General features: G+C 42.5%; 19 protein-coding genes. 10 read left to right on the top strand and 9 right to left on the bottom strand.

What is annotated here, in order from left to right:
* Window positions 1-234: 234 nt before the first annotated feature.
* From J4526_07880 to J4526_07870, 3 genes are all read left to right on the top strand, one after another.
* Entirely contained in the window at window positions 235-3,930 is a 3,696-nt protein-coding gene (locus J4526_07880; GenBank protein ID WFO74980.1) for a hypothetical protein, read from the top strand.
* A gap of 44 nt (window positions 3,931-3,974) precedes the next feature.
* Complete coding sequence (locus tag J4526_07875; GenBank protein WFO74979.1) at window positions 3,975-4,358, top strand: hypothetical protein; 384 nt, start codon at window positions 3,975-3,977, stop codon at window positions 4,356-4,358.
* A 91-nt stretch (window positions 4,359-4,449) separates the two neighbouring features.
* Window positions 4,450-6,612 (top strand): DEAD/DEAH box helicase, encoded by a 2,163-nt coding sequence (locus tag J4526_07870; protein WFO76381.1) that lies wholly within the window; start codon window positions 4,450-4,452, stop codon window positions 6,610-6,612.
* Here J4526_07870 and J4526_07865 read toward each other — a convergent pair.
* Window positions 6,609-7,250, bottom strand: a complete 642-nt coding sequence (locus tag J4526_07865; protein WFO74978.1) for a hypothetical protein — start codon at window positions 7,248-7,250, stop codon at window positions 6,609-6,611. The two genes, J4526_07870 and J4526_07865, sit on opposite strands and share 4 nt — an antisense overlap.
* 121 nt (window positions 7,251-7,371) lie before the next feature.
* On the bottom strand, window positions 7,372-7,824 hold the full coding sequence (locus tag J4526_07860) for a hypothetical protein (GenBank protein WFO74977.1): 453 nt from the start codon (window positions 7,822-7,824) through the stop codon (window positions 7,372-7,374).
* A gap of 156 nt (window positions 7,825-7,980) precedes the next feature.
* Here J4526_07860 and J4526_07855 point away from each other — a divergent pair, with 156 nt between their 5' ends.
* Window positions 7,981-8,919, top strand: coding sequence for a methyltransferase domain-containing protein (locus tag J4526_07855; protein ID WFO74976.1), 939 nt, complete (start codon window positions 7,981-7,983; stop codon window positions 8,917-8,919).
* An 89-nt stretch (window positions 8,920-9,008) separates the two neighbouring features.
* Here the strand turns inward: J4526_07855 and J4526_07850 are convergent, their stop codons facing one another.
* The 4 genes from J4526_07850 to J4526_07835 all read right to left on the bottom strand — a co-directional run bounded on the left by J4526_07850 (window position 9,009) and on the right by J4526_07835 (window position 12,802).
* On the bottom strand, window positions 9,009-9,353 hold the full coding sequence (locus J4526_07850) for a hypothetical protein (protein ID WFO74975.1): 345 nt from the start codon (window positions 9,351-9,353) through the stop codon (window positions 9,009-9,011).
* Between the two features lie 2 nt (window positions 9,354-9,355).
* Window positions 9,356-10,753 (bottom strand): AAA family ATPase, encoded by a 1,398-nt coding sequence (locus tag J4526_07845; GenBank protein ID WFO74974.1) that lies wholly within the window; start codon window positions 10,751-10,753, stop codon window positions 9,356-9,358.
* Between the two features lie 170 nt (window positions 10,754-10,923).
* Window positions 10,924-12,159 (bottom strand): DUF401 family protein, encoded by a 1,236-nt coding sequence (locus J4526_07840; GenBank protein ID WFO74973.1) that lies wholly within the window; start codon window positions 12,157-12,159, stop codon window positions 10,924-10,926.
* A 109-nt stretch (window positions 12,160-12,268) separates the two neighbouring features.
* Window positions 12,269-12,802 carry a nitroreductase family protein gene (locus tag J4526_07835; GenBank protein WFO74972.1) on the bottom strand — a complete coding sequence of 178 codons (534 nt, stop codon included), beginning with the start codon at window positions 12,800-12,802 and terminating at the stop codon, window positions 12,269-12,271.
* Window positions 12,803-13,170: 368 nt separating this feature from the next.
* Here J4526_07835 and J4526_07830 point away from each other — a divergent pair, with 368 nt between their 5' ends.
* From J4526_07830 to J4526_07815, 4 genes are all read left to right on the top strand, one after another.
* Window positions 13,171-14,457: a hypothetical protein gene (locus J4526_07830; protein ID WFO74971.1), complete on the top strand. Its 1,287-nt coding sequence runs from the start codon at window positions 13,171-13,173 to the stop codon at window positions 14,455-14,457.
* A 220-nt stretch (window positions 14,458-14,677) separates the two neighbouring features.
* Complete coding sequence (locus J4526_07825) at window positions 14,678-16,393, top strand: Na+/H+ antiporter NhaC family protein (GenBank protein WFO74970.1); 1,716 nt, start codon at window positions 14,678-14,680, stop codon at window positions 16,391-16,393.
* 350 nt (window positions 16,394-16,743) lie between these two features.
* Entirely contained in the window at window positions 16,744-17,538 is a 795-nt protein-coding gene (locus tag J4526_07820; protein WFO74969.1) for a hypothetical protein, read from the top strand.
* 139 nt (window positions 17,539-17,677) lie between these two features.
* On the top strand, window positions 17,678-18,457 hold the full coding sequence (locus tag J4526_07815; protein ID WFO74968.1) for a hypothetical protein: 780 nt from the start codon (window positions 17,678-17,680) through the stop codon (window positions 18,455-18,457).
* 27 nt (window positions 18,458-18,484) lie between these two features.
* Here the strand turns inward: J4526_07815 and J4526_07810 are convergent, their stop codons facing one another.
* Entirely contained in the window at window positions 18,485-19,141 is a 657-nt protein-coding gene (locus J4526_07810; protein ID WFO74967.1) for a biotin transporter BioY, read from the bottom strand.
* Between the two features lie 175 nt (window positions 19,142-19,316).
* On the opposite strand from J4526_07810, the gene J4526_07805 reads away from it, so the two are divergent.
* Window positions 19,317-20,096: a hypothetical protein gene (locus J4526_07805; GenBank protein ID WFO74966.1), complete on the top strand. Its 780-nt coding sequence runs from the start codon at window positions 19,317-19,319 to the stop codon at window positions 20,094-20,096.
* 149 nt (window positions 20,097-20,245) lie between these two features.
* A complete protein-coding gene (locus tag J4526_07800; protein WFO74965.1) occupies window positions 20,246-20,581 on the top strand; it encodes a hypothetical protein in 336 nt (111 codons plus the stop codon).
* A gap of 108 nt (window positions 20,582-20,689) precedes the next feature.
* Here J4526_07800 and J4526_07795 read toward each other — a convergent pair whose 3' ends face one another.
* Both J4526_07795 and J4526_07790 read right to left on the bottom strand, forming a co-directional pair.
* Window positions 20,690-22,048, bottom strand: a complete 1,359-nt coding sequence (locus J4526_07795; GenBank protein WFO74964.1) for a hypothetical protein — start codon at window positions 22,046-22,048, stop codon at window positions 20,690-20,692.
* A 146-nt stretch (window positions 22,049-22,194) separates the two neighbouring features.
* On the bottom strand, window positions 22,195-23,415 hold the full coding sequence (locus J4526_07790) for a hypothetical protein (GenBank protein ID WFO74963.1): 1,221 nt from the start codon (window positions 23,413-23,415) through the stop codon (window positions 22,195-22,197).
* Window positions 23,416-23,532 lie beyond the last annotated feature (117 nt).

Below are 23,532 nucleotides of genomic sequence, written 5' to 3'. Positions count from 1 at the left end.
CTTGGAAACAAGAAAGCTCTCCAGAGCATCACTATCCCTCCAGGCGAGTACTTCAAAACTATAAGTTTTAAGTAATTGGGTTTGCGAAGGAATTAAGATATGTTTAAGAGATAGCGTAAATACCTTAACAGAAAAGCTTATGTCTATTTATTTAACTAAAAAGTATTAATACTATGTACAAGTTATCAATAAATACTATTTAGCATAAACATTTTACCTGGGTGGTTTACGGGAGTGTTTAAGACCAGAATCATCGCTATAGTATTTATGCTTCTTGTGGTTGCATCATCTATTCCTGCAACGTGTTTAAAGCATGGCCAAGAAGAAGTCTTGTTTGATGGCTTTCGTGAATATATTGGTTATTCAAAGAAAATCGTCATTAAGGAAGTGCCTGAGAATGAGTCGGTAAAAGCTCTTGCTAATGGTACTATAGACTTGTATGGACACCCTGTCTCCTCGGAGATTTACCTGAAAGGAGTCAAGAATATAACAAGATATAAGGGGTTCATGACCACCATTACTGGAATCAATGCGCCTTTAGCGGTTATCGATGTATTATTCAATCCAGCACCCATACGCATGGTTTCACTCAAGGGCAATTATACACGTGAAGAAGCAGCCAAGGTCTTGAACATAAGTAGCGAAGCAATATCTTTCATAAAAGCATACAGGGATAGCAATGGTGTTGTGAGGACGTATATTGAGCTTGGAGCATATCCTGGCCGCGGCATTAATCCTTTTGCCTTCAGGGAGATAAGACGCGCGATAAACAATGCTATTAATAGGACTCTCTTGGAAGAGCTTCTCCGGGAAAACAATATTCTTGCGTCTAAAGAATACACCATAATAACTCGCCACGACCTATGGTATCCTAGTGTCGTCGATATAATAGTGAAGTACGGTATAGATAGATACGATTACAGAAAAGCCTTCAAGATAATATACGACAAGCTAACCAGTATCGGAGCCGAGTATGTTGATGGGAAATGGTACTATGAAGGAAAACCCGTCATATTAAACGCTGTTATACCCACGTACGATAAAGCGAGACTAGTTGTTGGAGAATATATTAGTGAAGTACTAGAGGATCTCGGGTTTACCGTAAATAAGACGTATGTAGAAAACTATAGGAGCTACTTTGAGATATTAATTAACACTTTTGCTATAGCGCATAAATGGCATTTAGCTATCGAGAAATGGAAGAACATTGGCATAAGTAAAGATGCTCCCCTCATAGCCCTCCATACATATGCAACATACATTCCGGGCAGCGGTCCAGTCCCTGTTTGGGGCGGCGACTTCTATGATACTAGATACTGGGTATATAGGAACAAAACAGTGCTTGATACTATAGACTTCTTGTTCAAGGTTTGGGTGGAGCGGGAGTGTGCTGATGAAGAAACTATTCTAGAATACTTGAGGAGGGGCTTGGACTTAACATTAAGTGAGTCCATAAGAGTGACAACGGTTGTCGAATACAACGTAGTACCCTATGCTACTTCTTTCTTGAATCCGCTTAGAAACGTTGTCAACTCGGGTATCGACTGGAACTACGTTGCCAGTATGCCTGTTACCTATAGAACAGTTTTTGTCTCGAACAGAACCTATGTGAAAATAGGATATCCTGATGTAAGAGAATATGGTTATACATTTAATATTTTCACCTACGGGAAAACATGGACAGCTGTATATGATCCATTGATTATAGTGAACCCGTTTACTGGCGAAAGAGTCCCCTATAGAGCAACAATTCATGTGAAGACTGCTACAGGAAACAACTACTTTACCGTACCACCAAACGCTGTCATATGGGATCCCTGGTCTCAGAAATGGGTTTATGTTAGAGAGAAAGAACCTAATGCTACTGCAGAGGTGATTATAGAAATCGATTTAAGTAATATTATTGGTAGCAAGTGGCACCATGGAATAAAGATCACGTGGGCCGATGTAATAGCTTCTTTTGCATACATTACTGATATAAGCTATAAAATAGTCTACGGATTATCTCTAGACCCGTCTTTAGAAAAATACTATAGTAGCGATAAAATTGATTGGATCCTTATTAACATAATGGTCGAACGCATAAAAGGCATTGTTTTTGATACTAAGAACAACAAAGTTATACTATACATAAGACAGTGTTGCGTATACGATCTAGAGAAAACATACTATGTATTAACGACTATTTCACTATTCGCCTCACCAATAGAAGTATATGCTGGTGTAAAGAAGCTAGCTATTGATTACAAGAAGTATGTTATAGGAATTCATGGTTCACCTAAATATATTCTACTCAACTTATTAAATAAAACACAAGCAGAAGAACTCCTCGAAAGCCTGGAGACTATTGACTTCAGTAGAGATGTAGGTGTTTACATAACGATAAACAAGACAGCCTATATGACTATTGATGAATGGGAGGAGAGAGTAAATGCTCTAAAGAAATGGTTTAGCGAGCACGGCCACTTAGTTATAAGTCAGGGGCCCTACTATATCGACAAGTATTATCCCGGTAACAAAACCCTTGTATTACTCCGTTTCACCGACGGATACCCCTTACCTCCATACTACATTTACTCCGTTATAGGGCGCCCTGTTGTCGATAAGCCTAGTATAGACCTTGTATACAAGGTGAACGAGGACAATAAAACCAAGATCTATATTTCAGTTAAAGGCGAGCCAGATTATATATTGAAGTACTTCATACGGAGCACGTCTAGCAACAAGATTATTTATAGTGGTGAAATCAAGAGTTTCAGCAATATTTTCGTGATAGAAGTCAACAACGATACAAGTGATCTAGAGCTTGTGCTCATACTATACAGCAATGTGTACGCTGAATCACTCTATTATAGTGTAATGATCAACGACATACTATCCTATACGATGCGTCCAATAGTAATTACGTCGCCAAGAATAAGTGAATACATTTTATCGGGTATAATACCTGTGAAGACAGTTGTTCTACACGGCTATGGGATAAAGTATGTTGCTGTAACTCTCGCTAATAGGGGAACACTCTTGATAACTCCTTTCAACCAGTTTATACTAGAACTTAACACCACTGGACTGGAAATGTACTCCTATATGCTAGACTACTATATTGTCGACGAGCAAGATCTTGGTTATGACGAGTTCTTCCTCATACTTGTCAACGAATATTTGGCTAAAAGCATATTTGATGAAATGCTTGTACTCAATAATTTCACGAGGAAAAACTGTTTCATCATAACCAGTGATTACAGTAGAGGACTCAGCTTTATCGTCGATGCAAGTGCTAGTAACATAACATTGGTTCTAGATACTAGCTGGATTAACCACATGACTGAAATAGTTTTAATTGATGACGAAGGGAATAGCGTCTATAGTACATGGATTGATCCTCTCGAGAACAGGGATCGTATTGTCTTGAATATCAGTACTAGTGGTGAGTCATATTGGCTTATAGTGTACAACCAAGTTAATAGAACTCTTACGGGAATACCTATCCGTATAAACGTTGATAAGGTAAAACCATTGATCATGTTTGCTGTAAAGGAAATTAATGACACAGCTGTATACATTAAATGGAGTATTATTGACGACACAATTGTCGCTAATGCAAGTCTAACCATAGACTCCACCAACATTACTATACCAAGCCAGGGCTCAATGGTACTCAACATAGGAGAAGGCGAACACGAGCTTCTCATTAAAGCCGTGGATATAATGGGTAAAACAAGCACGTATAGCAGGAAGATAGTGCTCGGCCTAGAAGAGAACACGACCACTACAACCACCACTATGGAAACAGTATTAGCGCCCCCGTTCACCATAGACTTAACTAACCCACAAGTCATGACAGTAATCATGCTAGCAATAATAGCGCTTACAGCACTCCTGTACTATATAGTGGCTAGAGCCAGAGTTAGTGGAAAGAAGGAAGAATAAGTTTAAGGAAAACCTTGGTATAGGTACACGGTGTTGAATAAACAATGTTTCGCGAAAAGATAAGAGAGTACATTAACAAGTATCGTGCAATGAACTATAAGGAAAAGGGTGTACGTGGAGTATTGTTCACCATAGGTTATATACTATCGCCTTTGTCGTGGTGGAATGATGCTGTAGTCAACATACCTTTATCCTATGTTATCGCTAGTATTCTCACGCTATTTTTTGGCCGTGATTTGTTTCCACTATTGTTTGTTGGAGCATACTTGTTTACTAATGTCCTCGGCTTCCTGCTTATGCATGTAGCGGCTTTGCGTGTAGGCGGTTATGGGGTCAAGGAGCTCGTTATAGATCTTGGTTTCGCCTTCTTGTACACAATGGCTATATATTACCTGGCTTTATACGGCATCATACCGCCCTTGTTCTAGGTAATGGTTTTGCTGAAAACTTCGTTGTTTTATATAGTGGGTTATTACTGTATAGGGGTTTGTGGGAAAAGAGGGTGTAAGGTTAGTTGTGTTGAAAGTAGACAGGCTTGTCGACTATGGGTTCCCTGTGGATGTTGTAGAGATTCTTAGGAAGCGTGGTATAAACGAGTTCAACCCCGTCCAGGAGAAAGCTATTGAGGCAGGGTTGTTTAGTGGCAAGAATATTCTTGTCTCATCGCCAACCGCTAGTGGTAAGACGCTTATAGCGGAGCTAGCGCTTGTCAAGGCTTTTCTTGAAGGCAAGATGGGTGTTTACTTGACTCCACTGAAGGCTCTTGCAAGCGAGAAATACGAGGAGTTCAAGGTTTGGGAGAGTATTGGCGCGAAAATAGGTATATCGACTGGCGACTACGAGTCTCCCGGTGAATACCTTGGTAGATACAATATTGTTGTAGCTACCTACGAGAGATTCGATTCACTCCTCAGACTCAAGCCATGGTGGCTCAGGAGAGTCGGTGTTGTTGTTATCGACGAGCTCCACATGGTTAGTGATGGAGAGCGGGGCCCTGTTCTCGAAATGATTATCGCTAGGATAAAAATGATGGACAACGTGCAGTTGATAGGATTATCGGCAACCATAGGCAACTCCCTAGAGTTATCACGGTGGCTTGGAGCAGAGCTCGTTAACATTGACTGGAGGCCAGTCAAGCTTGTTGAGGGTGTTTATGACAGGAAAGCCAAGGCAATATTCTTTAGTGATGGGCGTGTCGAGAAGATTGTCCATAGGCTATCAAATAACATACTGAGCGTGGTACTCCAGAGTATTACAAACGGGTACCAGGTACTAGTCTTCATCCATAACAGGAAGAGGACAGAAAACTATGCAGCCGAGCTAGTGAACCACATGAACCTCCTCGAGCACACTCTCGACAAGAAGCGTCTCGGAGAGTATGTTGAGAAGCTGAAACAGGAGTCTCCCAGCCGTATGGAGGCTGAGAAACTAGGCAATCTCATCATGCACGGCGTGGCTTACCACCATGCAGGGCTTAGTATGGCTGCTCGCCGTATAGTCGAGGAAGCTTTCCGTGAACGATTAATAAAAGCTGTTTTCGCCACACCAACACTCGCAGCTGGCGTCAACTTGCCGGCACGACGTGTAATAGTTTCCATCAAGAGATACGACCCTAGTAGCCGTAGGAACCGGGATATACCAGTATTCGAGTACAAGCAGATGGCTGGACGCGCTGGTAGACCAAAATACGATCCCTATGGCGAGGCGATTATAATTGATGCTGGCAAGAGGGAAGAGGGCTTCAAGAAGTATGTTTATGGCCGTCTCGAGCCCGTGGAAAGCAAGCTTGCCAGCGAGAGAGCTCTGAGGATACATGTCCTAGCGCTTATTGCTGGCGGCGAGGCGCCTAGTCTCGATGCTCTGCTCAGGGTTATGGAGAACACGTTGTTCTACCACCAGTTCAGGAGTAAGAGGTATCTTGAGGCGAAAATAGAGAGGATTGTGGAGGACCTATGGGAGTGGGGTATGATCGAGCGTAGGAGCAATATGTTGTTGCCAACAGAAATAGGCAGGATTATAACACATACATACCTCGACCCGTTAACAGGCTATGAGTTCCTGGAGAAAATGAAGGGGCAGGACAAGCCTGGTGTGCTAAGACTACTCCACATTATAGCTAGTACGCCCGATTATTTGAGGAGCAGACCCTACATTACCGCCTCGGTTATGGATAAGTTTGAAGAGGAGGCTTGGGAACAGGCTTCACGCGAGCTAATACCTGTCCCGCCCGACGACGAGGCTGATTATGTTTATTGGCTCCAAGCATATGTTCATGCACGCATGCTTTATGACTGGATCAATGAAGCAAGCGAGGACACTATAAGCCAGAGATACGGTGTCGGCCCAGGTGATATCTACTCGGCTAGAGACACAGCGGCATGGATAGCCTCGGGTCTCTCCAGGATAGCCAGGGTGGCTGGGCTTGGTGAAGCCTCGATGGCTCTAGAGAAGTTATCGATTAGACTAGAGTATGGTGTACGTGAAGACGCTCTAGAATTGATTAAACTAGAGGGTATAGGACGTGTTAGAGCAAGAACGCTGATCAGGGCAGGGATTAATAGTCTCGAGAAACTAGCCAAGACACCCAGCCGTGTCCTGGTTAGACTACCTGGTTTCGGGCCCAAGATAGTTGAGTCCATAAAGAAGCAGCTAGCTGACATGGGGTATAGTGTTGTCGACTAGCCGGCGGGTGTTTCCTGTTTACTATCTTTGTCCGGCTTGGTTTTGCCCTCAATTTCTTCTTTAACGCTATCAATAAGATCCCACATCCAGTTATGGCTAAACTTTAGAGCATTCAACGTGGGGTACAAGTCTAGTATAGCGAATAAGATCATTAGACCGCTCATGAACAATATCATGTCTAAGAGAAAACTTGTCCCCACAACATCTATAATGTATTCTGCTAGGGGGGTCAACGGCAATCCCTTGAATATATCGAACAAGTATAGTGTTGCAACGAAACCAGAATAAGCTATGTAGCCTCCTATAGCCAAGACTATGAAGTCTAGGAGAAGCCATGTATAGACGTACTTCCTGACATCAATAAATACCTTCAGCACCGTTCTGAGTCCTTCTTTCTCGGCTTTCACGACAACATGTTTCTTGTAATCACTTGGGTTATAGGCTTTCAATTTACCATGCTTGACCATGAGAGTATTCTTTTCCCGGTCAAAATCCACTCTAGCACCTTCGTCAACAAGTTTCTTCCGGAGAACCTCGAGTACTCTATCAGGCTCGCCGAAAACATCTCTTACCAAAACCTCGTTGACAACAAGAAACCTCGGCTTGATCTTCTCCTTAAGCTTCTCTAGGAAACCCAATAGGGAGTCCACCCAGAGACCTTTGGCTACAATATTAGTTTTATACGTGCTCTTCTATAAAAGAGGAAACGGATCTAAAAACAATCAAGCTATTTGGTATACAGAAAAGCATCCACTAATCCTATCGTGGAGCGGGAACCAACGAACCTTTATTATAGGGTTCAATGACTACTGTACTGTTCCCGTCAAGCTCATCCCTATACGGGGGCTCTACAACAATTTGTTTTTCTCCCAAACCAAAAGGTGATTCAATTGTTTGCTCAGAGATCGTCTTGTTGATTAACTCTATGAGCTCCCTCCCTACGATACTTGTTATGTTAATGTCTATCCCGGTATCATTGTCCTCTACGGACGTAGTGTTTACTGAAGAGAGCCAGTCCCATAGGATTACGGCAACGTTCTTAAAGTACTCTATTGTCGCCTCAAGAAGTCTCTCGAGCACGTGTTTCTCTTCAGCACTCTTCGCTAGTTCCTCAATAGTATTTACTATCCTGACTATGATAGGGACTATGGAGCCAAGTGAGCTCGCCATAATCATTGCTAGTAGGAAGAGTGCTCGTGCATCAGCAGACAATACTATCATCCCTTTGGTACATGTATACTATAGGCTGGGGCGGCTTACCTATATGGTAGTATTTAAATGGGATAGTTAAAATATGGGAGACAGTGTAATATCCAGCTAATACCCGGGTATCATCTAAGCAGGCTTGTCTTATGGTGGAATAGATCCTTGAGGCTTGTTACTAGGGAAGAATACCTCGATTATATTCGTGAGCACGACAGTATTGTTATTGAAGACCAGGTTGTTCCATTAAAGCCCATTACCATAGATAGGCTTGAACCTGATGAAGACGAGGACCAGCCCACTGATACTACTGTATGGAGTTTCCCTAAGAGGGGCTCTTGGGCTACACACAAAGGAGACTATAGAGGCAACTGGGCTCCACAAATACCACGTGCACTAATACAAATGTATAGTAATCCCGGTGAAGTAGTTCTAGACCAGATGGTTGGAAGCGGGACAACATGTATTGAAGCACGTCTCCTCGGGCGAAACTGTATTGGCATCGATATAAACTATGCCGCCATAATGCTCTCTCACCATAGACTCTACTACCTCGAGGAATACGCCAAGAACAATCCCGACAACGAGTGGTCTAGAAACGTGTTGTCAACCTGGACGAAACTATATCACGGTGATGCACGTAACCTTGAAGAAATAGAGGATGAGTCAATAGATCTCATAGCAACCCACCCTCCTTATTTCAATATTATAAGGTATACTAAGAAAGTTGAAGGAGATCTCTCGAAGACCAGGAAACTAGAAGAATACCTATCGTGGATGAGTGATGTAGCAAGAGAAGCATACCGTGTTTTGAAGCCAGGAAGATACTGTGCCGTACTTATAGGTGATACGAGGATTCGCAGACACTATGTCCCAATATCCCATTATGTTCTAAGAGTGTTCTTGAAACAAGGCTTCATACTAAAAGAAGAGATCATAAAGATACAGCATAAAATGAAGACAACCAGGGAAGTTTGGAGGAAGCTTAAGAAAAGAGATTTCCTCCTGATCTACCATGAGAAGCTATATGTGTTCAAAAAACCTGGCAGCGAAGAAGACTTGAAGACACATAAGTACAGTGGGTTTCTTGAAGATATAAGCTAGGGAGAAAAAATATCTACGAGAAAACTACGTCTACAACACTTAATGTTTAATACTTCTAGTATTCAAGACATCTCATGTGATTACACGATCTAGTCTTTTATCTCAACCCCCAGAGACTTAAGCATCTCCTTGAACTTATTATCATCCTCGGTCGCGGCCTTGAGGAGAGCATCCTCAAGCTCCAGTTTCCCAAGCTTCAATACAAGCGGTCTTATAAACAAGTTAGCCATTGCGAATAAAGCAGCTTCAGGGCTCATATAGTGTTCTGAAAGTATCTTATATAGTGTCGTTGGACTTGAAAGAAATAATTCTAAAGCATTCTTTCCTGTCTTCGCTCTCGTTATGGTGTTTAGCATCTCAAGTAAACCAGGTGCTTTCATTGCTATGTATTCCTTCATGTAAATAATTAAATCTAATTGCTTTATTTTAACCAAGATCACCCACCCCATAGGGTGTTTAAACATTCTTTCATACAATTCCTGACCTCATCTGGCCCAAGGATTATTGGATCGTATCCTATTTTCCATAGGTAAAGCCATGGCTCAAGTCTTCCGTTTCTCTCGCGATACTCGAAACGTAATACTACATCGGCGATACTGCTCTCTCTCCTATAGATCTCTTCGTTTATTAGAGCTGAGATCCTGATGGTGAGTATCCCTAGATCCCTGAATCTCAATAGCTGGTTTCTCAAGTACATGAAGTACTTGTCTGGTTCCCTGAACCCGTGGATGAGACATGGTATTTCTGCTCCATCAAAGATCACTACTTCGGGTTGATACTTATCAATGAGTTGTAGTTCAAGTGAATTCAGTTCTTCAATGCTACAGCTTGCAGGGTTTATTGATTCAACAATGATCTTGTCTTCGCCAAACAGCTTCTTTATTTGTTCCTCGCGTATCTCCTTCTCATAAGTTGATATCGAGGTGAATACTGCAAAGGCTTCTCTGGGGGATCTTACGTAGCTTATCACTAGAGTCTTTAGGTTATTCATAGTTATTGTTGCGAGGAGTAGGGGCATTATGTAGGGGTTGTAGGCATCAGCCTGATACGCTACGTAAATGTATTGTCCAGGATGTAAGTGTTTGAGTTCGCGTGCAAGCTGTTTACACGGGATCTTTATTTCAACATCATATTTCGGGGGGACAATTCTACTAAGTATCGGAGGAGTCATTACTTGGAGTCCAACACCATCTATTATAGCGAAGGGTACCTCAGCTATTTTTACTGGTGCTCCACGCACTTTCCTGATCTCCATGAGTCTTACGAGGAGCCCTTTCTCAATCTTATGCTTAAGTATGATCGCTATGTCGCTTGTGAACTCTATGTCTCCTAGGGCAATAACCTCCTTGCCCAATGGTACCTCGGCTATCAATACAACGAGCCCGCCGATAATGTTCGCGAGGTTGTAGAAGTAGTTCTGTAGGAGAGCACGTGCTTCAATGTCTCGTTCAAAGATTTTCCCAAGCGGAGTTATACTGTCTATCACGATCACGCCGGGTCCTTTCTTCACGATCTCGTTTATTTCTTCTAGGAGGTCGCCGATCAAGTCAGGCGACGTCACTAACGGGAATCTATAGAAGCGGAATAGGCCTTTCTTCTCCAACTCTTCAAAATCCATATTGAAGCTTTTCATCTGGCTTATGAATCTGCTTTTGTTTTCATGAAATGTTATGTAGGCACAGGGAATACCTCTTAATGCGTTATTATAGCATATTGTGGCTGCAAGTGTAGTCTTCCCGGTACCAGGATTACCGGCAATGAGGATAGTAGCTCCTTTCATTAGTGCACGACCGATCGCTTCGTCAAGCTCCTTAACGCCTATAACAAACTGCATATGTAATCGTCACCAAAATGGCAATCTTATAGTCCTTACTGGTGGTTACATGAGACGAGTACTTGGAAGTAGATATAAAACTTATTGTATACAATGTCTGGTACAGGTAATACTATCTATTAGACAGTTTATTCTTAACAGTGTTATACTTTAATATAACACTCGGTTAACTATGGGTAGAAGGCGTTTAAGAAGAATGTAAATAACAGGGTTATCATGCAGGCTGGTGCCATGTATTTGTAGGTCTTCATTAACGGTGTGTTTAGATATTGTGCTGTGTATATATAGCATAAGTGTAGTGGTGAGCCGAGATATCCTATGAAGGCTGAGACATAGATCATTGATGCTATCCCTGGGGTGATACTGCATACTTCCTGTATAATTGGTATAGATAGTACTATACCGCTTGTCGGGACACCTGCTACTAGGGAGAAGAATAGTGGTAGCATTAGTGCCACAGCCAATGGGTTAATGTAGCCTGGTATATAGCTTGCCAAGTCCTCGACACTTATCGACAGGAAGACTCCGCGGAGAAGCATACTACCATAACCAACTAGTACCAGCTCTATTGTGCTCTTGGAGTAGAAGGTTCTCATGAATTTATGTCTAGGTATTCTCGACAACAAGTACAATAGTATTATCCCCATGCTAACGCCGAGAACCATGGAGACTCTGTTTATAGGTAACGGTAGTTTGTAGTCGAGGAACCTGGATGTGGAGACAGCTATGGTTATAGCCACTATTATCGGGGAGAATACTTTCAATAAAATCTTCTTGTTAGCACTGCCAACACTATAGCTTGTCCTGGTCTTACTCTTAGATCTCAGCATAGGGAAGCCTATAATGAAGCCTATGACGAACATAAATAATGCTATAGGTGCCTGTCTTGTTATGAGCACCCATATGCTTGTATTGGTGAGTGTCGCTGTTAGTATCAATAATGTACTCAACGGGTAGATCATGAATATTATGTGTCTATACCAGACATTCACAAACACTTTCCTCACATTGTCAAGCTCCATGTAGTCGCCAACCTTGTCGACAATAGGGGCAGACATCAATGCACCGCCGGGCACGGGGAGTAGACCAAGTATTGCTGGCACCAGTGTTGCCGACAAAACAGGTTTCTTGAAGAACGCTACTAGTTCCTCGCCGAGCTTGTCGATGAAACCAGTCTCCCTATAGTTCCCAACTAGCACTGCTATCAAGAACATTATTGTGACAAGATCTATTGTAGTCGGGTCTGTTGTGGTTGTCCAAATTATATTGGCGAGAAGACTTGGTCCACCAGCGATGAGAGCTGTAGTGAACGCTGTCACGAAGAATACTATCCATAGTGGAATACGTAGAACAAGCATCACGATAAGCATGGTTATGGCTAGTAGCAGGACAGCAACACTATCCATAGCACATGCCACCGCTACAGCATAGTTTCCCCGAGAAGTAGTTAATAGACTTGGGCTCGGATAAGAGGGGAAAAATGGTGTCTTAATGCATCTACTCTTGTTTAATAACCTATTGTTTTGATAACCTGTTTCCATACTTATTGATGTGGACTAGTTCCTCCAGAGGCTTTCTTGGCCTAGGACCTGGTTTCTCGGCTGGCCACCCGATAGCTATTATTGCCACGGGCACTTTGTTCTCGGGGAGTCCGAGTATCTTCTGGATCTCGCTGATGTTGCGTAGTGTTTGTATCCATACCGTCCCTAGGCCGTAGGCGTGGGCTGCAAGCAGTATATACATGGTTGCATTGGCTCCATCAACTAGGTAGGATACTGGCGACAACTCTTTATCGGCTACAACAACTATGGCGGCAGGGGCATTCTCTAGAGGCCTAGCGCCGACATGTATCCCAGAGAGCTTCTTCTTGACCTCGGGGTCATCGACTATAATGAATTCCCATGGCTGCAAGTTTTTCGCGCTAGGAGCATACCTTGCTACATCAATAACTTTAAGCAAGAGATCCCGTGGAACAGGCTTGTCTTCAAACCTCCTTATACTCCTACGTGTCAACAAGAACTCTATGTGCTGCCTAGAACCCGTATCCATGCAAGCCCACCTATCCCAGAGCTATGGTGGAACAGGAGTAGAGCAATTGTTTATCTCATAATGATTCAGCCAAGGCTGATCTAATCATCACTTCATCTCCGCCTGAGCTCATCATCTACAAGATAGGTTACTAGGAATACAATATTATTAATGTTAAGCCACACGAGAATCAGATGCTAGGAGAAACAATGTTGCTTACGTTTATAACCTCCATAGAATACAGTATTCTATCCTGGAGTGATGAAGCCCCTACTCGGGGAGGCCCGGTTGATCGGGCTCGTGAACGGGGTGGTCGGCCTCTTCTGACACTCTATGCTACGTGGTAACCCGTTTTACTCAGCAGTACAGTGGTCTATTCTAGTGGTAGTATGCTTCGTGTAGAGAAGAATATGGGATTGCTTCTCATCCTGGTCCTTGCTAGCTCTCTAGTAGTCATGTGTATTCCTATAAAGAGCTCGATTGGTGTGCCTACGACTACTGTTTATTGGGAGCTGCTTGCTGAACCTTATTTCGACTACTATAGGGACTTCATTATACGTGTTGGTTTCCTTGATTTAAGTGTTGACGTTGATAAGGATTTTATGCCTATAGACCCTGTTACATTGTATGAACATGGATGGAGAGTTTTAGTCAGCTACATCGATGACGGCAAGACAATGTATGGTGTTCCAGGGAGGGACTATAGGGTCTATGTTAGCAGGAGTAGTATCGAGGTACGGGACGGTGTTCCATGGACTAGATTTATCAGACTAGAAACCACTAGGAGCGGAGATAGGGCTAGAGCAGAATTCTATGTACATATAGGTGACGGTTTTATCACTAGGATTATTAGCCGTAGCAACTACACGATAGCTTTTGCATTAAGAGTAAACACTAGGGACCCGGTTAATGCATCTCTGAGTGTTGAAGTGAACGATTGTACTGTTGCAACGAGAGACTACGTAGTGAACCCGGGGAACTGGACTATACTGTTCATCAATGTACCTGGGAGGTCTAAGCAAACTAGAAACAGTACCATAGATGTTAAAGTAGTTGTTGACAGCAGGAAAGATGTAGTTGTTGATATTGGTTTCTACGACATCTATACAACATTTAGCATAGCTGTAGTGCCCCCGTTATCCGGAGACACAGGCAAGAATATGGCTAGTATAGACTACATGTTTACTCCACTCTACATAGTTAGAGTCAATAAGACACCATTTTTCGCAACAAAAATGGTTATAAGAATTGAAAACATGGACAAGTCTTGCTTGTGTAGAAGAATAAGTGGTGAAGTGCTGGTAGAACTTTCTCCGCTTAGAGAGGGCTGTTGCGTGGTGTCTAGAGTATTTGCGGGGGAGTATAATGAGCCGTTATTCATTGGTACAGGTAATTGTTCAACAACAGTATCCACTGCTGATAACATGTTAACGTATTCTTTTGAGACTAGTAGTGAGTGTATTTACACTGTATCATTATTGTTCCCTATAGCCTCGAACATGTCTCTTGTCGATATTTTTATGAAACTGGATATCGAGGAGCCTGCTGATTGTAGTAGTTGTAATGTTTTTATACTTGCTAGTAGTATTGAGTATCTTGCCAAAGTAGTGCTTGTCTGTAGGGAAAGCGTTCCGGCATGGTTTGCCGAATACCTTCATGAAATGTATGGTGGTTAGTATATCCTATTAGTAATAGTCATAAATTAGCTGTTTATTACTTGATTCTTTGAAACCAATGATCATTATATTATGTATTTATATTGTTTAAGTAGAATTTGGTTTATCTACTATCAAATTGTTTCGTTATCTCCAATGATAGGTTCGGAGTAATGTTTATATTTCGTAGTTATTGCTAATGTTTTGTGTATTGTGAAAAACTTAATTAGGTGTTATTCTCATGGGAGCCGCTGGTGGTGGGAGAGCATATAGAATAGTATCCAGCATCATTGTGCTAGCTATAGTACTTTACATTGGCTATAGAGCTCCTCCATTGCTCCCGCCATTGCTAGCTATTGCATTAGCCTTCATTACAAGACAAGTATTGGTAGCATTGTTCGCCGGTATATTCGTTGGCGGCCTCATGATTAACGACTGGAATGTATTCCTTGGCGCTAGGCAGAGCTTGTCATGGGTTATCGAGAATGTCACTGACTCCTGGAACGCCACGATCCTGATCTTCGACTTCATTATCGGTGCATTTGTTGGAGTGCTCTATGTCTCTGGTTCAATGCATGATGTTGCCGCGAAGCTACTGAGTAAGGTAAAGTCTTCTCGCGGAGCAAGCTTCCTCGCCTCAGTCCTTGGTGTACTGATATTCTTCGACGACTATTCAAACACTGTTATTGTAGGTAACACCACTAGGCCTGTAACAGACAAGCTTAGGGTGAGTCGTGAGCTACTGAGCTACATAGTCGACTCAACGGCTGCACCAGTTGCTGGACTAGCATTGATATCAACTTGGATAGGCTATGAGGTAGGCTTGATCAAGGAGTCATTCGAGAGCCTTGCTGAGAAGGCTGCTGCTGGAGAAATAGCGATGGCCCCTGAGATCGAGGCTATGGCAGCATGGATTCACAGCGTGCCCTTCAGATTCTACAGTATCTTCGCAATAATACTAGTATTCCTAGTGGTATTGTCTAGAAGACACTTCGGCCCAATGCTCAAGGCAGAACACCGTGTCGTCAAGGAGGGTAAGGTGCTTAGAGACGGTGCTGTACCACTAATGCCTACTGAGACGGTGCTAGGTGAGCCCAAGGCTAGGGGTCCATGGTGGAACTTCGTTGTCTCAGTAATAGTACTAGTAGTAGTAACGATCATAGGAATGTGGGTTACTGGTGCCGAGGTAGTAGGCTATGAGAAGTATTGGTGGGAAGTACCATTCACTGAAGCCTTGATGGATGCTGACGCGGCTACTGCACTACTATGGGGTAGCTTCGCAGGCTACGTAACAGCAGCATTCTTTGCCTTGGTAACCAGGAGCCTGGACTTCGAGAAACTCATGGACGCCACGATCAGGGGCATGTACCTCATGGTACTCGCCAACGCTATCCTAGTACTAGCATGGACAATCAAGTCAGCTGCAGACGCCGTAGGCACAGCACCATACGTGATCGACCTAGCCACCAAGGCCGGCGTACCAGCAATTCTCGTACCAGCTCTAATCTTCCTAGCAGCAGCCTTCATATCATTCACAACAGGTACAAGCTGGGGTACCTTCGCCCTCGTAATGCCCATAGCCATACCACTATCCTGGACACTAGCACTCCAGCAAGGCGTAGACCCATACCTACCACTATACGCTTCCATTGCCAGCGTCTTCGCCGGAGGTATCTTCGGAGACCACTGTAGCCCAATAAGCGATACAACCATCATGTCCTCAATGTTCAGCGGTGCAGACCACATCGACCACGTCTCAACACAGATACCCTACGCACTACTAGCCATGGCTATCTCGGCAGTACTATTCTTCCTAATGTACATCGGTATAACCCACCCAGCAATACTCCTACCAGTAGGACTAGTACTCCTCGTGATACTACACAGAGTACTCAACATAGCCTACGCGAAAGCAGTAAACTTACCACCAGTAGTACCAAACTACACAGCCGAGTAAACACATTCCAAATAAAACCAGCCCTTAACAAAATATTTTTTAACTAAACACTCTTCTACAGGAAAACACATAACTAGTCGAAGAATAAGAATGTATTCTCGTCTTATTTTGGAGAATAATCAGACACCGTGAGGTTCTACATCTCTATTATTCAGTAGAGAGGAGGTTTCATCACCATTACTACAATTATAAATGGAAGCAGCTTGATATACTTTACTTAATGGGTTAGGGCAAGGATATTGAGTTCGTTGATCGTTGTGTTCAAGGCTTCTTTAATACGTGGTTTCAGTGGATAACTGATACTATTTATTCCTCCACCATACAAATAGTGGATCTAGTAGGTGGTTTCTATGGATTTAAAGAAATTACTTGATAAAGAGTTTAGTCTTGGTGTCGAGATACTATGTATTGTTGCCGGCGGTGTTGTTGCTAGTATTGCTGGGCTTATTGTAGGCGGGCTTATACTGCCATTGATGCAGTTGTTTGTGATAGTTTATCTCTTTCTTGTCGAGGTCTACAAGAGGAGGTTATGGCGTGCAGCTGGCTTAGTGCTTCTCTGGAGTCTTGTCGTAACAATTGTTGTTGCAGCATACGCCTTCTATGCGGGATGTAGTGCTGGTGCTGTCGACAAGATCATTAAGGGGAGGAGTTACCTTGAGGAGATGATAGAGTGGCTTGAGACAGGTAAGGGGCCGGAGGGTGACCCGAGTCTCTTCCTTAAACCCAAGATAATAGAGATAGTGTTGTTCACGATAGTATCGTTTCTAACCATGGGTATCGGCGGCTTGTTCATGGGGGCCATACTTCTTAACTACATGAACTTCTACTACGGTACACTGATATGGATGGCTAATGGGAGTATCGTCGCCGTAGTCATGGGCTGGCCTATCTACGCCATAATACGTGTTATAGGCTATGTGTTCCTAGGCACTATACTAACGAGACTCATGATGAGTATCGTCGAGGAGAAAACACTTAGGATAAAAGTAGACTCCACAGTAAAGAAAATGTTGTTGATAGCGATAATCCTCATCATACTAGACTTCATACTAAAAGCAACAATAGCCAACACAATATACTACCCGGTACTCCATGACACATTGAACACGACTAGAGTAGAATCATGCAAAACAATACTAGGATAATAAGATAAAAAGTATTCAAGAGACAATAATAATCAATTATTTTTAGTGTTTTATCTAGTTTGCTGTCAAGTAAGTTAAGTAAGTAATGATAAACATTTATGTAATCCATGGTCAATAGTATCTTATTAGGAGAGTCACTATGTATAAAACAATGGTTATTATTGTTTCGATAATAATACTTTTAGCTATAATATTTGCCTTCACTGCAAACGTAGAAAATGAATGTTTATACTATAAACTTAACCCTGGTGGTATGGATATTATTTATAGCTGTGAAGTAGGCCTCTTGGTTAACGGCAATATTAGTTACAGTGAGTTCCTAGCCAAATACTATAATACTACAGTACGCCCAATATGGGCTAAAATACATGTACTTGGAGTATATAAGTGTGGTGAAGTTTTTGTTATAAATGGGCGGAATTGTGTTTTTGAAACCGATACTAGTAAGGCTGTTTTCCGTGTTATTGTAGAAGAAGTCATTGAAGGCAATACTAGTCTTGAAGGTAAACAGATTATTGTCTATGTAGATTTTGAGAGGATTACGGGAAATACCATAGCTTTTCCTGATTTCCTGAGGCCAGTGCTTCCCTGTAGAACATATATAGCTATGTTGCTTCCAGCAAAAATATGGGTCTCAGGACGCTTTAGGTGTAGTAATAAAGAAGTTATTTATGGTGGGCTTAATATCAAGGTCTATAAAGTTGTAGGATATACTGTGTTCCTTTATAAAGATGGTATGGTATATCACCTTAATTTTGCGAGAAACCTAGGTGAAGTTGATAATGTGTATTCTGGTCTTGATGGCGAAGAGTATAGAGGGAATGAACGTATATTATCGACACCACTACCTTACGATGAGTTCGTGGAGGAACTAAAAATCGTGATAGAGGAAGCCAAAGAGTTTTCCAGACAGCCATAATATTGTGTTAAAAACAAATAGTTCTCATTAAGTGTTTCCTAGTACGCTGAGGTATCTTGATATTATTGTTTTTGTCTTGTGTGTTCCTACTAGTAGCCCTACGGCCATTAGTGCTTTGAGTATATCCCATGCTATGAATGGGGCCACGCCTATGATGAAAGCTGTTGCTAGAGCAGTGTGTACTGGTATTAGTCTCGTCAGTGTAAGCCATCCGGCTAGCCATAGGAATCCCATGGTATAGACTATTCCTTGTATCAATGTGGCTGCTATGACTAGTTTCCTAGGGTAGAGCAGTGGTGGGTTCCCGATGTAGTACCCGGCTATGATTGCTGCGGCGAGGAAGCCTATTATGTAGCCGAACGTGGGGGATAACACGTAGTATAGTCCACCACCGTAAGCGAATACTGGTAACCCCATTAAGCCCATTGCTATGTATGTTGCTACAGGTCTCCACGAGCGATTACCCAGTAGTAGTATGAGGTATGTTAGGAATAGTGTTTGTAGCGTAAACGGGATCATGGTGAAGGGTAGTATGAACATTGTCTTGGCCCCGAGAGCGAGAAGCCCGGCGCCACCAACGGTCTCCACAGCACCCTTAGCGATCTCTTTTACATCTAGTCTTTGGGTAGTCTTGGTTTCCTGGACGAGTACTTCTCTAGCCAACACTGCTTGTTTCTGATCCACTTGCAGACCACCCATTGATACTAATCAGCATTATCAACAAGTAGTCTTAGATAATTAATGTTACTGTTTTTATTAAGAAGAAAACGTTGATACAGTGGTTTAACTTTATATAAGGAGTACATTTATTTTAAGTAGAAAACCACTAACTCGCCATGGACGGAGGGTTGGCGGCTCCTTGGAGATCCATGGTGTCACCAGTGTTGAAGGCCATGTAGCTGCTGCTCTCTATGACTTGGTTCACGTGCCACAGTGTCCTGTCCACAGGTACCCGTACGTATTCTATATTGGTGATTACTCTAGAGTACTCTATGCTGGATTTATTGCTGAGGAGAAGAAGTGTTGGGACAAGTTGTTCAAGTGCATTGTCTTCAAGGAAGACTGTAATGCAGATTGTGTATCCGAGGCGCTAGAAGCCATCAAGAGTATTAGTGTCTATAAATGGGATACCATAAAGGAGACTCTAGACAAGCTATCTTCCTCTGTAGAGAAACTCCATAGGAAGATAAGAGAGAAGTACATAGAGTACATGGACAGGATATTTGGGTTCAAGAAGTACTTCAAGGAAGTCCACGTGATCTATGGGTTCAACCCGCTCGGTGGGCTCATGGGCTCGATGCTTTACTGGGATGAAGAGAGAGTGGTTGTATCGAGTTTCACTAAACCAAGCATGGAGGCAGAACAGGTACTAGACCTTGTTTACCATGAAGTACTCCATGGTCTCTTCAGGCTCAACAAGATAAACGTGCCAAGCGATGTAGAAGAAACAATAATTGATACATTGATGCCCGAGGGCTTTTTATCGAAAATACTTGGTCTAGCTAAAGACGTTAAGAAGCCAAGTAAAGACAACATCACAGCAATGGTTAGAGCATACTTTGAGGAGAAACTATATGAGAAAAACATAAGGCTCATAGAATACTTGAACACGAGATCTAGAGTGAGCTATAGGTTTTAAGACTACTTATGGAAACCGGCCGGTTTCTACTGTTTCCCCTTCTACAGAGCAGTCTCTAAGACACTACATAAAACTCTTGGCTGGGTGATGCACAGTAAATATTATCTCGGTGGGCTAGATACTTCACAGCCTAGGGTGTTGTTTATACATTGGATGTGGATTTATGGCGTATTATCAATGCTAGTATTCGTGAATGCCTAGAAGAATACGATCCATCACATACTCTTGAGTGTCTTCATGGTCTACTCGAGAAGTATGGCGACGACGGTATGATACATTATGCTCTAGGACTAGAGTATGAAGCCAGGTTTGATTTTGAAAGAGCATTATATCACTATAACAGAGCCTATGAGTTATTCCCATTGAGGTTATGGAAGGAACGTGCTTTAGAAGCTATAAGAAGAGTTCAGTCAAAGATTATGGAAAGAAGTAGGATAGAGTTATCTGAAACACAAGCACTGGAGCATAGGAATACTAAACAGTAAACTAAATAATTATGTATCCCCCAGCTTTCTAGGAAACTAAGGTTTTAGTGATTAGTTAAGCTTTTTACTGCTTTCTCAATGTTTTATTGCGGCATAAGTTAATGGTATCTAGAGCATTGGGCATTCCTTGAATTCTCTGTCAAGTATTTCTGTACCGTGTGTTGCCTCTAGGTTCTTCAGCACCTTGATGGCTACTTCGCCATCCTCTTTAACATACATAGTGAGCACTATGTCGTGGAACTCGATAAGGTATCCTGGGATCTCGCTGTCATCTCTAACCATCATGTATCTTAGTGCTGAAACACCCATTTGTTTGAGCATCTGGATTATGTTTATTGTCATGTTCATTAATTCATCGGCACCATAGATGTAGAATAGTCTCTCAAGCCCTAGGGTTATGAGGATGTCTATGTTGGTAGCTATTTCCTCAGGCCTACTCTCGCTTACTATGTGATGTGGCGCCATAACGCATGGGTCTATTTCGCGTATTTTTAGTTTCCCTTCTACAGGTCCTTTCGCCTCAACTAAACTCTTTATTTCAGAGATAAGTATCTTTAGTAGCTCGGGGCTGAAGCTTGTTACATGAATGTTATAGCCTTCTTTCCGGAGCATATAGATCTTCTGAACAAGATACCTTAGTAGAGACGAGCCCCTAAGCCATCCCCTCTTGTCTACAAGTAGTATTTGTGTACCAGGCTCTATGATGTCTGTGCTTAATAGTTTTTGTAAAGGAGGACATGTTATTTTGACTGGTTTCTTCATTGGCCTTATTTTCTCTATGATGTCTTTACTAATGTAGTTAAATACTATGATGCCCATCTTGCTTGTTATAACAAATGGTATTGATGCTGTTTTTATTGGTTTTCCACGGTATTTTCTTACCTCAATAGCTCTCTCAATGAAGCCATTTCGGCGGAATTCAAAGCTCATCCGTAGAACTAGGTCTGCTACAAACTCAAGCATTCTCAAGTCAGTATCAGGATCGGTCATTATATCGGCTACGAGTACTAGTAATCCACTATTTAGTTTGCTTATGAAGTCGTAGAGGTTCTGTATCCATGCTCTTTTCGCCTTATAGGTATGGAGTATTTTGAGTATGGGTGTAACGCTATCTATAACAATTATATCATATTCTTTTGACTCCTCTGAGAGTACCTTTGTTATGTACTCCACAAGCATCGTATCAGCAATTATCGGTATTTTGACGAATTTGAGGAGTTCTTTCTTTGCAAGTTCTCTTATTTTCTCAAGCCCTAGTCTCTCACTGAAAGTCATTAGTTTCTCTGGTGTTTCACCAAAAACCATGTAGAGTACTTTACTGCCCTTATGTATTATGTTACGGTACGCTAGTGATAACGTGAATGTTGTTTTCCCTGCTCCCGGGAGCCCTTCAACAAGGATAACTGTGCCCGGCTCTACCTCTTCAAGAAGCTCATCTAGCTCCTTATTACCAAGAGAGTAACCCATGTATGCGCATTCACCTACGTGTATATATGGTTAGTTTGACCATTGTTTAAAAGTGTTTAGCCGCGGGATACAAGCTGTTTCACGAGAGTTTTTTACAGGATGCTCTATGACTGGCTCAGCAGCTGGATTTCCGGCTGATACCAGGTTCATCTTATTGGGAGTAGACCCAGTGTTTTCAGTATAAACGAGATGATATAGGCTGCTGGACCAGCTAGGCTTGCCAGCCTGACTCTTGGTATGGTGGTTTCTACCTCGTTTTCTATCTCTTTGAGCTCTGTTTCTAGTGCTTGGAGGTATGTTGTAGTCGTGTTCAACAGCATTATAATGGTTATTATATCGAGTTTATCTTCACTACATGTCTTGCATAGTAGTCTCTCTGTCACAAACTGGTTCACTTGTCCCCGCACATCTTCTTTCATATCGTGTATGAATCTAGTGAACGTATCTTTGATCAAGTGTGTCAGGAACGCAGGATACCTTACTAGTGTCAGCATGCTCGCTGTTGTTATCACGAAGACCACTATAGTCCATACCAGTGTCTGGTATGGTTGTACTAGACCCCCTGTGCCGATAGGTGTTGTCAGCCCGGATATCATCATGAATAGTAGTAGCGATAGTGCTACGCCTCCGAGTAATAGTGCCCTAGGCAGTGATCTAGATAGTATGCTTCTTACCTCATGGAGTCCACTATGGTGTACTGAGTAGAAGTCCTCGTAGAGGCCTTGGGCTAGTAGGAAGCCGACGTGAATACCATCAATACTCTTGTCCTGCATATATTGTGTTATAGCTATTTTTGCGCGGGACGCTATGAGCTCTATGAACTCTTCTATAAGTCTGAGAAACTCGTAGGCAACACTCTTGTAGGCAACATAATACACGGCAATCACATAGACCGCGATGATGTACACTATTAGTACGATATAGAGCACCATACTAGTACCAGCGAGTACTCCACGGGCAATACTCAATACAGGGGCAAGAGTTTGCGGGATAATGTTCTGAATAGGAGTCAACAAGATATACAGCAGAGTGTGTAGTAGAGCGAGAACTATTAGCACCATGAATGATACCCGGAAGACATACCCAATTCTACGAACGAGACCAGGGCGGAAAGCATATTTTCTCTCAAGACCACGGATCCCAGCCAGGTAATCCTCAATCTTCCTAATAACCGGGTGACCTGCGGCAGAGAAATCTTTCGTAAGGCTTTGCAGAGCACTTCTCCTAGATTCAATGATGTCTAGGGCGCGGATAACAGAATTCCTGAGACCACGGACAACATTAAACATTAGCTGCACAAGCCCATAGACAACAATGAGAGCAACAATAAGCACGAGGCTATTGATAAGCCAGCTGGGTAGCAGCATGACAACACCACGCGGCTATACAGCCCTAGAAACAATTAGGTTATCAATCACATAAATACGCTAATTTCTTTACGGCAATAGGCCGTGGCATTAGCTAGTTTGAAGCAGATATCTCTT

The organism is Desulfurococcaceae archaeon MEX13E-LK6-19, from assembly GCA_029637525.1.
Taxonomy (GTDB): Archaea; Thermoproteota; Thermoprotei_A; order Sulfolobales; family Desulfurococcaceae; genus MEX13ELK6-19.
This window is presented reverse-complemented; position numbering and strand designations above follow the sequence as displayed.

What these genes read in the sequence shown, in the direction of transcription:
- J4526_07875 (WFO74979.1), top strand. Translation starts at nt 3,975, where the DNA reads ATGTTTCGCGAAAAGATAAGAGAGTACATTAACAAGTATCGTGCAATG.
- J4526_07845 (WFO74974.1), bottom strand. Translation starts at nt 10,753, where the DNA reads ATGCAGTTTGTTATAGGCGTTAAGGAGCTTGACGAAGCGATCGGTCGT.
- J4526_07840 (WFO74973.1), bottom strand. Translation starts at nt 12,159, where the DNA reads ATGGATAGTGTTGCTGTCCTGCTACTAGCCATAACCATGCTTATCGTG.
- J4526_07835 (WFO74972.1), bottom strand. Translation starts at nt 12,802, where the DNA reads ATGGATACGGGTTCTAGGCAGCACATAGAGTTCTTGTTGACACGTAGG.
- J4526_07830 (WFO74971.1), top strand. Translation starts at nt 13,171, where the DNA reads ATGCTTCGTGTAGAGAAGAATATGGGATTGCTTCTCATCCTGGTCCTT.
- J4526_07825 (WFO74970.1), top strand. Translation starts at nt 14,678, where the DNA reads ATGGGAGCCGCTGGTGGTGGGAGAGCATATAGAATAGTATCCAGCATC.
- J4526_07820 (WFO74969.1), top strand. Translation starts at nt 16,744, where the DNA reads ATGGATTTAAAGAAATTACTTGATAAAGAGTTTAGTCTTGGTGTCGAG.
- J4526_07815 (WFO74968.1), top strand. Translation starts at nt 17,678, where the DNA reads ATGTATAAAACAATGGTTATTATTGTTTCGATAATAATACTTTTAGCT.
- J4526_07795 (WFO74964.1), bottom strand. Translation starts at nt 22,048, where the DNA reads ATGGGTTACTCTCTTGGTAATAAGGAGCTAGATGAGCTTCTTGAAGAG.
- J4526_07790 (WFO74963.1), bottom strand. Translation starts at nt 23,415, where the DNA reads ATGCTGCTACCCAGCTGGCTTATCAATAGCCTCGTGCTTATTGTTGCT.